The sequence below is a fragment of the Streptomyces sp. SID11385 genome (assembly GCF_010548245.1).
In the GTDB taxonomy this organism is placed as follows: domain Bacteria; phylum Actinomycetota; class Actinomycetes; order Streptomycetales; family Streptomycetaceae; genus Streptomyces.
Window position 1 is genome coordinate 1 of record NZ_JAAGLR010000070.1, and the last position, 9,105, is coordinate 9,105.

At 72.4% G+C, this 9,105-nt stretch carries 5 protein-coding genes; 4 read left to right on the forward strand and 1 reads right to left on the reverse strand.

Features of this window, described 5'->3' with window-relative positions; genetic code table 11:
- A partial coding sequence (locus G3I42_RS02495; protein WP_203606266.1) for an ADP-ribosylglycohydrolase family protein occupies nucleotides 1-545 on the reverse strand: 545 nt, incomplete at its 3' end.
- A 351-nt stretch (nucleotides 546-896) separates the two neighbouring features.
- Here G3I42_RS02495 and G3I42_RS02500 point away from each other — a divergent pair.
- From G3I42_RS02500 to G3I42_RS02515, 4 genes are all read left to right on the forward strand, one after another.
- Entirely contained in the window at nucleotides 897-1,682 is a 786-nt protein-coding gene (locus G3I42_RS02500; RefSeq protein WP_164282208.1) for a VIT1/CCC1 transporter family protein, read from the forward strand.
- A 554-nt stretch (nucleotides 1,683-2,236) separates the two neighbouring features.
- Entirely contained in the window at nucleotides 2,237-6,781 is a 4,545-nt protein-coding gene (gltB, locus tag G3I42_RS02505; protein ID WP_164282211.1) for a glutamate synthase large subunit, read from the forward strand.
- Entirely contained in the window at nucleotides 6,774-8,237 is a 1,464-nt protein-coding gene (locus G3I42_RS02510; protein WP_164282209.1) for a glutamate synthase subunit beta, read from the forward strand. Before gltB ends, G3I42_RS02510 begins: the two co-directional genes overlap by 8 nt.
- A 409-nt stretch (nucleotides 8,238-8,646) precedes the next feature.
- Nucleotides 8,647-8,853, forward strand: coding sequence for a cold-shock protein (locus G3I42_RS02515; protein WP_164282210.1), 207 nt, complete (start codon nucleotides 8,647-8,649; stop codon nucleotides 8,851-8,853).
- Nucleotides 8,854-9,105 lie beyond the last annotated feature (252 nt).

Here is a 9,105-nt window from a genome sequence, read left to right on the forward strand (position 1 = left end):
GCCACGGCGACCGCGGCGGCGACGGCCTGGCCGCCGTACACGCCCTCGCCCTCGTGGCTGACCGCGCCGTCCACGGCGACGAGCCGCGCCGCCTCGGTCGGGTCGCCCGCCGCGTACACGCCGAACGGTGCCGCCCGCATCGCGAGGCCGTCGCTCCACGGGTGCCGGTGCTGCGCGCTCGCCGGGGCGGCGAGGCCGCGCCGCAGGTTCTCCACCGTGCCGCGCTCGCTGAACCCGGCGCCGCGGAAGGCGCCCTCGTCGATGTCGGTGAGCCACTCGCGCCACGCCGCCTCCGCGTGCGCGACGGTGAGCCCGGCTCCGTGCCGCAGGAGCAGCAGGCCCGAGAAGAGGGCGTATTCGGTGTCGTCCGTCCCGGCGGGCCGCTCCGCCACGTACCCCGTGATCCGCCCCCACCGCCGCCTGATCTCGCTCGGCTTGAGGTTCTCGGCGGGCGCGCCGAGCGCGTCGCCGACCGCGAGCCCGAGGAGCGCGCCGCGTGCCCGTGCCTCCACTCCGGGCGGGGCCGTGCTCACCGTGGTGGCCATCGTGTGCCTCCTCGGGCGACCTGCGGCGGGACCCTCGTCCCGCCATCCGTCCGCTGATCCTGCGCCATCCGGCGCGCTGTTCGGACGACGTTCGAGGCGAAGGGGGGACCGGAGCGGGCGAAGATCACTCTTTCGGCGGTCGCGGGAGCGGGGACGGCGGGAGAGGGGAGCACGGCCGGAAGGAGTGCGCCCGCCGTGCGCCGGGCCGCGACCGCGCGGGGGCCACTGCGGGGCGCCGCGCGGGCGCCGTGCGGGCCGGTAAGTACGGCCTTCCTTGCTGGCAGCGGGCGTTTTTCGCGCGTACTTTCGACCCTCCCGCTCCACTCGTTCGACCCGCGAAGGACTCCGGGCATGACGCCGCTCGACACCACCACCCCGCCCCGGCCCGACCCCGCCGTCACCGTCGCCACCCCCGAAGTCCCGACCCCCGAAGCCGCCCCGCACACGCCCCCGCACCCCCACCACCGCGACGTCACCGGGGGCTGGCTGCGGCCCGCCGTGTTCGGGGCCATGGACGGGCTCGTCTCGAACCTCGCGCTCATGAGCGGTGTCGCCGGCGGGGCCGTCGCACCGCACACCGTCGTGCTGACCGGCCTCGCGGGGCTCGCCGCCGGGGCCTTCTCGATGGCGGCGGGGGAGTACACCTCGGTTGCCTCGCAGCGCGAACTCGTCCTCGCCGAGCTGGAGGTCGAGCGGCGCGAGCTGCGGCGCAACCCCGAGGAGGAACTGGCCGAGCTGGCCGCCGTGTACGAGGCGCGCGGCGTCGAACCGCGACTCGCCGCCGAGGTCGCCCGCCAGCTCTCGGCCGACCCGGAACAGGCCCTGGAGGTGCACGCGCGCGAGGAGCTGGGCGTCGACCCGGGCGACCTGCCCTCGCCGCTCGTGGCCGCCGGGTCCTCGTTCGTCTCCTTCGCGCTCGGCGCGCTGCTCCCCGTCCTCCCGTACCTGCTCGGCGCGAGCGCCCTGTGGCCCGCCGTGGCGCTCGCGCTCCTCGGCCTCTTCGGCTGCGGCGCGGTCGTGGCCCGCGTGACGGCGCGCACCTGGTGGTACGGGGGGCTGCGCCAGCTCGTCCTGGGTGGTGCGGCGGCCGGTGTGACCTACCTCCTGGGCAATCTCTTCGGTGCCGCCCTAGGATGAGGAGCTGAGCGCTTATACGGAACTTTGCATAGCTAGCCGTTACCTGGCGGTTTCAGCCACGCGACGGCAGGGCATGAGCCGTACGCGCCACGGGCAGCGTCGCCCGTTCCACGGCCTGCCGGGCACGACCCCCGCGCCTCGCAGGTCCCCCGCCCGGCTCGCCGCCGGGCTTTTCAGGCCCCCGATCGCCCCGCTTGACCAGCACCCTGATCGGTGCGGTCACCAGACCGCCGCAGGCGGCCGGACCACGTCCGTGGACCGGTCGCCGCACGTGTCTCAGTAACACCCCAGCCGTATCGAAGCCGGACCGTCGCCACCCCGCCCGAGCTGCGGGTTCCGCCCGGTGATTGTCCGCATGGTGGAACGCCGTATCCGGTTTCCGGGATTGCTTCCATCATGTAACCTGCTCGAAATTTCGCAGAGGGCCAACGTCGTCCCTCGGCACATGTCATATGCCACCGACGACGACGGGAGAGCCGATGCGTACTCCGCGCCCGCAGTCCCCGCGGACAGCGGCCCAGGGCTCCGCGGTCACCTCGACCTCCTGGGCCTCCATGGACGCCCGCCCTGCCGCCCAGGGACTGTACGACCCCCGCAACGAGCACGACGCCTGCGGCGTCGGCTTCGTGGCGACCCTCACCGGCGAGGCGAGCCACACGCTCGTCGAGCAGGGACTCACGGTGCTCAAGAACCTGGAGCACCGCGGCGCGACCGGCTCCGAACCCGACTCCGGCGACGGCGCGGGCCTCCTCTCCCAGATCCCCGACGCCTTCCTGCGCGAGGTGGCCGGCTTCGAGCTGCCCGCCCCGGGCGCGTACGCCGTCGGCATCGCCTTCCTCCCCGACAACGAGCCCGACGAGGTCGCCGACGCGGTCTCGATCCTCGCCCGCGAGGAAGGACTCACCGTCCTCGGCTGGCGCGAGGTCCCCGTCGCCCCCCAGCTCCTCGGCGCCGCCGCCCGCGCCACCATGCCCGTCTTCCGGCAGCTCTTCGTCGCCGACGCGGCGGGCGAGGCCACGGGCATCGCGCTCGACCGCCGCGCCTTCCTGCTCCGCAAGCGCGCCGAACGCGAACTCGGCGTCTACTTCCCCTCGCTCTCCGCCCGCACGATCGTGTACAAGGGCATGCTCACCACGGGGCAGCTCGAACCCTTCTTCCCCGACCTCTCGGACCGCCGCTTCGCGAGCGCCGTCGCCCTCGTGCACTCGCGCTTCTCGACGAACACCTTCCCGAGCTGGCCGCTCGCCCACCCGTACCGCTTCATCGCGCACAACGGCGAGATCAACACCGTCAAGGGCAACCGCAACTGGATGCGCGCCCGCGAGTCGCAGCTCGCCTCCGACCTCTTCCCCGGCGAGTCCCTGGAGCGGATCTTCCCGATCTGCACCCCCGACGCCTCCGACTCCGCGTCCTTCGACGAGGTCCTCGAACTCCTCCACCTCGGCGGCCGCTCGCTCCCGCACAGCGTGCTCATGATGATCCCCGAGGCCTGGGAGAACCACGCCTCGATGGACCCCGCGCGCCGCGCCTTCTACGAGTACCACTCCGCGCTCATGGAGCCCTGGGACGGCCCCGCCGCCGTCGCCTTCACCGACGGCGTCCAGATCGGCGCCGTCCTCGACCGCAACGGCCTGCGCCCCGGCCGCTACTGGGTCACCGACGACGGCCTCGTCGTGCTCGGCTCCGAGGTCGGCGTCCTCGACATCGACCCCGCCAAGGTCGTCCGCAAGGGCCGCCTCCAGCCCGGCCGCATGTTCCTCGTGGACACCGCCGAGCACCGCATCATCGAGGACGACGAGGTCAAGGCCGCGCTCGCCGCCGAGCACCCCTACGAGGAGTGGGTCGAGGCCGGCGAGATCGAGCTGCCCGACCTGCCCGAGCGCGAGCACGTCGTGCACACGCACGCCTCCGTCACCCGCCGCCAGCAGACCTTCGGCTACACCGAGGAAGAGCTGCGCGTCCTCATCGCCCCGATGGCCAAGGCCGGCGCCGAGCCGATCGGCTCCATGGGCACGGACTCGCCGATCGCCGCGCTCTCCGCCCGGCCCCGGCTCCTCTTCGACTACTTCACGCAGCTCTTCGCGCAGGTCACCAACCCGCCGCTGGACGCGATCCGCGAGGAACTGGTCACCTCGCTGCGCTCCACCCTCGGCCCGCAGGGCAACCTCCTGGAGCCCACCGCGGCCTCCTGTCGCGGCGTGACCCTGCCCTTCCCGGTGATCGACAACGACGAGCTGGCCAAGCTCATCCACATCAACGCCGACGGCGACCTGCCCGGCATGAAGGCCGTCACGCTCTCCGGCCTCTACCGCGTCTCCGGCGGCGGCGCCTCGCTCGCCGCCCGCATCGAGGAGATCCGCGCCGAGACCGACGCGGCCATCGAGGCCGGCGCGCGCCTCATCGTGCTCTCCGACCGGCACTCGGACGCCGAGCACGCCCCGATCCCCTCGCTGCTGCTCACCGCGGCCGTGCACCACCACCTCATCAAGACCAAGCAGCGCTCCGAGGTCGGCCTGCTCGTCGAGGCCGGGGACGTCCGCGAGGTCCACCACGTCGCGCTCCTCATCGGCTACGGGGCCGCCGCCGTCAACCCCTACCTCGCCATGGAGTCCGTCGAGGACCTCGTGCGCGCCGGGACCTTCCTCCCCGACACCGAGGTCGAGCAGGGCATCCGCAACCTCATCAAGGCGCTCGGCAAGGGCGTCCTGAAGGTCATGTCGAAGATGGGCATCTCGACCGTCGCCTCCTACCGGGGCGCGCAGGTCTTCGAGGCCGTCGGCCTCGCCGCCGACTTCGTCGACACCTACTTCTCCGGCACCACCTCCAAGATCGGCGGCATCGGCATCGACGTCGTCGCCGAGGAGGTCGCGGCCCGTCACGCCAAGGCGTACCCGCCCAGCGGCATCCCCTCCGCGCACCGCGCGCTGGAGATCGGCGGCGAGTACCAGTGGCGCCGCGAGGGCGAACCGCACCTCTTCGACCCCGAGACGGTCTTCCGCCTCCAGCACGCCACCCGCGCGCGCCGCTACGACATCTTCCAGAAGTACACGGAGCGCGTGAACGAGCAGTCCGAGCGGCTCATGACGCTGCGCGGCCTCTTCCACTTCGCCACCGGGCGCGCCCCGGTCCCGCTCGACGAGGTCGAGCCGGTCTCCGAGATCGTCAAGCGCTTCTCGACCGGCGCCATGTCGTACGGCTCCATCTCTCAGGAGGCGCACGAGAACCTCGCCATCGCGATGAACCAGCTCGGCGGCAAGTCGAACACCGGCGAGGGCGGCGAGGACGCCGACCGGCTCTACGACCCCGCGCGCCGCTCCGCGATCAAGCAGGTCGCCTCCGGGCGTTTCGGCGTCACGAGCGAGTACCTCGTCAACGCCGACGACATCCAGATCAAGATGGCCCAGGGCGCCAAGCCCGGCGAGGGCGGCCAGCTCCCGGGCCACAAGGTCTACCCGTGGGTCGCCACCACCCGGCACTCCACCCCGGGCGTCGGCCTCATCTCGCCGCCCCCGCACCACGACATCTACTCCATCGAGGACCTCGCCCAGCTCATCCACGACCTGAAGAACGCCAACCCCCGGGCGCGCGTCCACGTCAAGCTGGTCTCCGAGGTCGGCGTCGGTACCGTCGCCGCCGGTGTCTCCAAGGCCCACGCGGACGTCGTCCTCGTCTCCGGCCACGACGGCGGCACCGGCGCCTCGCCGCTCACCTCGCTCAAGCACGCGGGCGGCCCCTGGGAACTCGGCCTCGCCGAGACCCAGCAGACGCTGCTCCTCAACGGGCTGCGCGACCGCATCGTCGTGCAGACCGACGGACAGCTCAAGACCGGCCGGGACGTCGTCATCGCCGCGCTCCTCGGCGCCGAGGAGTACGGCTTCGCGACCGCGCCGCTCGTCGTCTCCGGCTGCGTCATGATGCGCGTCTGCCACCTCGACACCTGCCCCGTCGGCATCGCCACGCAGAACCCCGTCCTGCGCGAACGCTTCGCCGGCAAGCCCGAGTTCGTCGTCAACTTCTTCGAGTTCATCGCCGAAGAGGTCCGCGAACTCCTCGCCGAGCTGGGCTTCCGCACCCTGGACGAGGCCATCGGCCACGCCGAGTACCTCGACACGACCCGCGCCGTGAACCACTGGAAGGCGCAGGGCCTCGACCTCGCCCCGCTCTTCCACGTCCCCGCGCTGCCCGAGGGCGCCGCCCGCCGCCGCACCACCGAGCAGGACCACGGCCTCGCCAAGGCGCTCGACAACGAGCTGATCAAGCTCGCCGCCGACGCCCTCGCCGCCGCCTCGCCCGAAGCGGCCCCGCCCGTGCGCGGCCAGCTCGCGATCCGCAACATCAACCGCACCGTCGGCACGATGCTCGGCCACGAGGTCACCCGCCGCTTCGGCGGCGCGGGCCTGCCGGACGACACCATCGACATCACCTTCACCGGCTCCGCCGGCCAGTCCTTCGGCGCCTTCCTCCCGCACGGCGTCACGCTGCGCCTGGAGGGCGACGCCAACGACTACGTCGGCAAGGGCCTCTCCGGCGGCCGGGTCGTCGTCCGCCCCGACCGGGGCGCCGACCACCTCGCCGAGTACTCCACGATCGCGGGCAACACGATCGCCTACGGCGCGACCGGCGGGGAACTCTTCCTGCGCGGCCGTACCGGCGAGCGCTTCTGCGTCCGCAACTCGGGCGCCACCGTCGTCTCCGAGGGCGTCGGCGACCACGGCTGCGAGTACATGACGGGGGGCCGCGCCCTCGTCCTCGGCCCGACCGGGCGCAACTTCGCCGCGGGCATGTCCGGCGGCATCGCGTACGTCATCGACCTCGACCGGGACAACGTGAACGGCGAGTCCCTCGCCTCCGTCACCGACGTGCTCGACGACACCGACACCGCGTGGCTGCACGAGACCGTCCGCCGCCACGAGGAGGAGACCGGCTCCACCGTCGCCGCCAAGCTCCTCGCCGACTGGGACAGCGCCGTCCACCGCTTCAGCAAGATCATTCCCCGTACGTACCAGGCCGTGCTCGCCGCCAAGGACGCCGCCGAGCGGGCCGGGCTCTCGGAGAACGAGACCCAGGACAAGATGATGGAGGCGGCGACCCATGGCTGACCCCAAGGGCTTTCTCACCCACGGGCGCGAGGTCGCCCGCACCCGTCCCGTCGCCGAGCGCGTCCAGGACTGGAACGAGGTCTACGTCCCCGGCTCCCTGCTGCCGATCGTCTCGACACAGGCCAGCCGCTGCATGGACTGCGGCATCCCCTTCTGCCACCAGGGCTGCCCGCTCGGCAACCTCATCCCCGAGTGGAACGACTACGCCTACCGCGAGGACTGGTCCGCCGCGGCCGAGCGCCTCCACGCGACGAACAACTTCCCCGAGTTCACCGGGCGGCTCTGCCCCGCCCCGTGCGAGTCGGCGTGCGTCCTCGGCATCAACCAGCAGCCGGTGACGATCAAGAACGTCGAGGTCTCCATCATCGACAAGGCGTGGGACACCGGCGACGTCGCGCCGAGCATCCCCGAGCGCCTCTCCGGCAAGACCGTCGCCGTCATCGGCTCCGGGCCCGCCGGACTCGCCGCCGCACAGCAGCTCACCCGCGCCGGGCACACCGTCGCCGTCTACGAGCGCGCCGACCGCATCGGCGGCCTGCTGCGCTACGGCATCCCCGAGTTCAAGATGGAGAAGCGGCACATCAACCGCCGCATCGAGCAGATGCGCGCGGAGGGCACCAAGTTCCGCACCGGCATGGAGATCGGCCGCGACCTCGACGCGGCGAAGCTGCGCCGCCGCTACGACGCCGTCGTCATCGCCGCCGGGGCCACCGTCTCGCGCGACCTGCCCGTCCCCGGCCGCGACCTCAAGGGCATCCACTACGCGATGGAGTACCTGCCCCTGTCGAACAAGGTGCAGGAGGGCGACTACGTCACCTCGCCGATCTCGGCCGAGGGCAAGCACGTCGTCGTGATCGGCGGCGGCGACACGGGCGCCGACTGCGTCGGCACCGCCCACCGCCAGGGCGCCGCCTCCGTCACGCAGCTGGAGATCATGCCGCAGCCCGGCGCCGAGCGGGACCCGGCCTCGCAGCCCTGGCCGACCTTCCCCCTGCTCTACAAGGTCACCTCCGCGCACGAGGAGGGCGGCGAGCGGATCTACTCCGCGGGCACCACCCACTTCGAGGGCGACGAGGACGGCAACGTGCGCTTCCTGCACCTCGCCGAGGTCGAGTTCGTCGACGGCAAGCTCACCCAGAAGCCGGGCACCGAGCGGAAGATCCCCGCCGAACTCGTCACCCTCGCCATGGGCTTCACCGGCACCGACCAGTCCAACGGCCTCGTCGAGCAGTTCGGCCTCGACCTCGACGCGCGCGGCAACATCGCCCGCGACGAGCACTTCGAGACCAACGTCCCCGGCGTCTTCGTCGCCGGCGACGCCGGACGCGGCCAGTCCCTCATCGTGTGGGCCATCGCGGAGGGCCGCTCCGCGGCGCGCGGCGTGGACCGCTACCTGACCGGGGCGAGCGCGCTGCCCGCCCCGATCCGCCCCACGGACCGCTCGCTGGCGGTCTGAGCGGCAGCCCCTCCGAGGGCCTCGACTGTCCCGTACAAAGGCGTACGGAACTGAGCGCGGCGCCCGCCTCGTCCCCGACCGGACGGCGGGCGCCGCCGCATGTTCCGGCACCCCGCCGGCCGCGCGCCGCCACCCCCGCCCACCGCGTGCCACGACCCGGCCCCCGCCTCTTGACCTGCGCCGCGACACGCCCGAGTGGCGTGGCTCACCCACGAGACGGGCTGTGCGTGTTAGGCTGGTGATGTTGCAGTTTTGGTACCCATAGAACTTTCTTATGTGCGCCTGACGGAATGCTTCGTCGGGCGCATCGTTTGTTTGGTCCCGGTTCTCCGGGTGGGGCTCATGGTGCGACACGGTGCGTGCACAGGGTACGTACCGCTCTCATCTCTCGACTCCTCAGGAGATTGATATGGCCACCGGTACCGTGAAGTGGTTCAACAGCGAAAAGGGCTTCGGCTTCATCGAGCAGGACGGCGGCGGCCCCGACGTCTTCGCCCACTACTCGAACATCGCCTCCACGGGCTTCCGTGAGCTCATCGAGGGCCAGAAGGTCGAGTTCGACGTCACGCAGGGCCAGAAGGGCCTGCAGGCGGAGAACATCACGCCCAAGGGCTGATTTTGCGCACGGCCCCCTCGGGGGCCGAGAACGCCGCGTGAGCGGGGTCCGCACCAGCAGGTGCGGGCCCCGTTTCCGTGCCGACGCCTTCCGCGCACGGGCGTCACCCATCCGCCCGCCGCCCCTAGAGGAAGGCACCGTATGACCACCCCCCAGGACCCCGCAGGCCGCCCCGCCCGCGACTCCCGCCGCCCCGCCCGCCGCCGAGGCGGAAACGCCGGCGCCCGCACCGAGGCCCCCCGCACGGCCCGC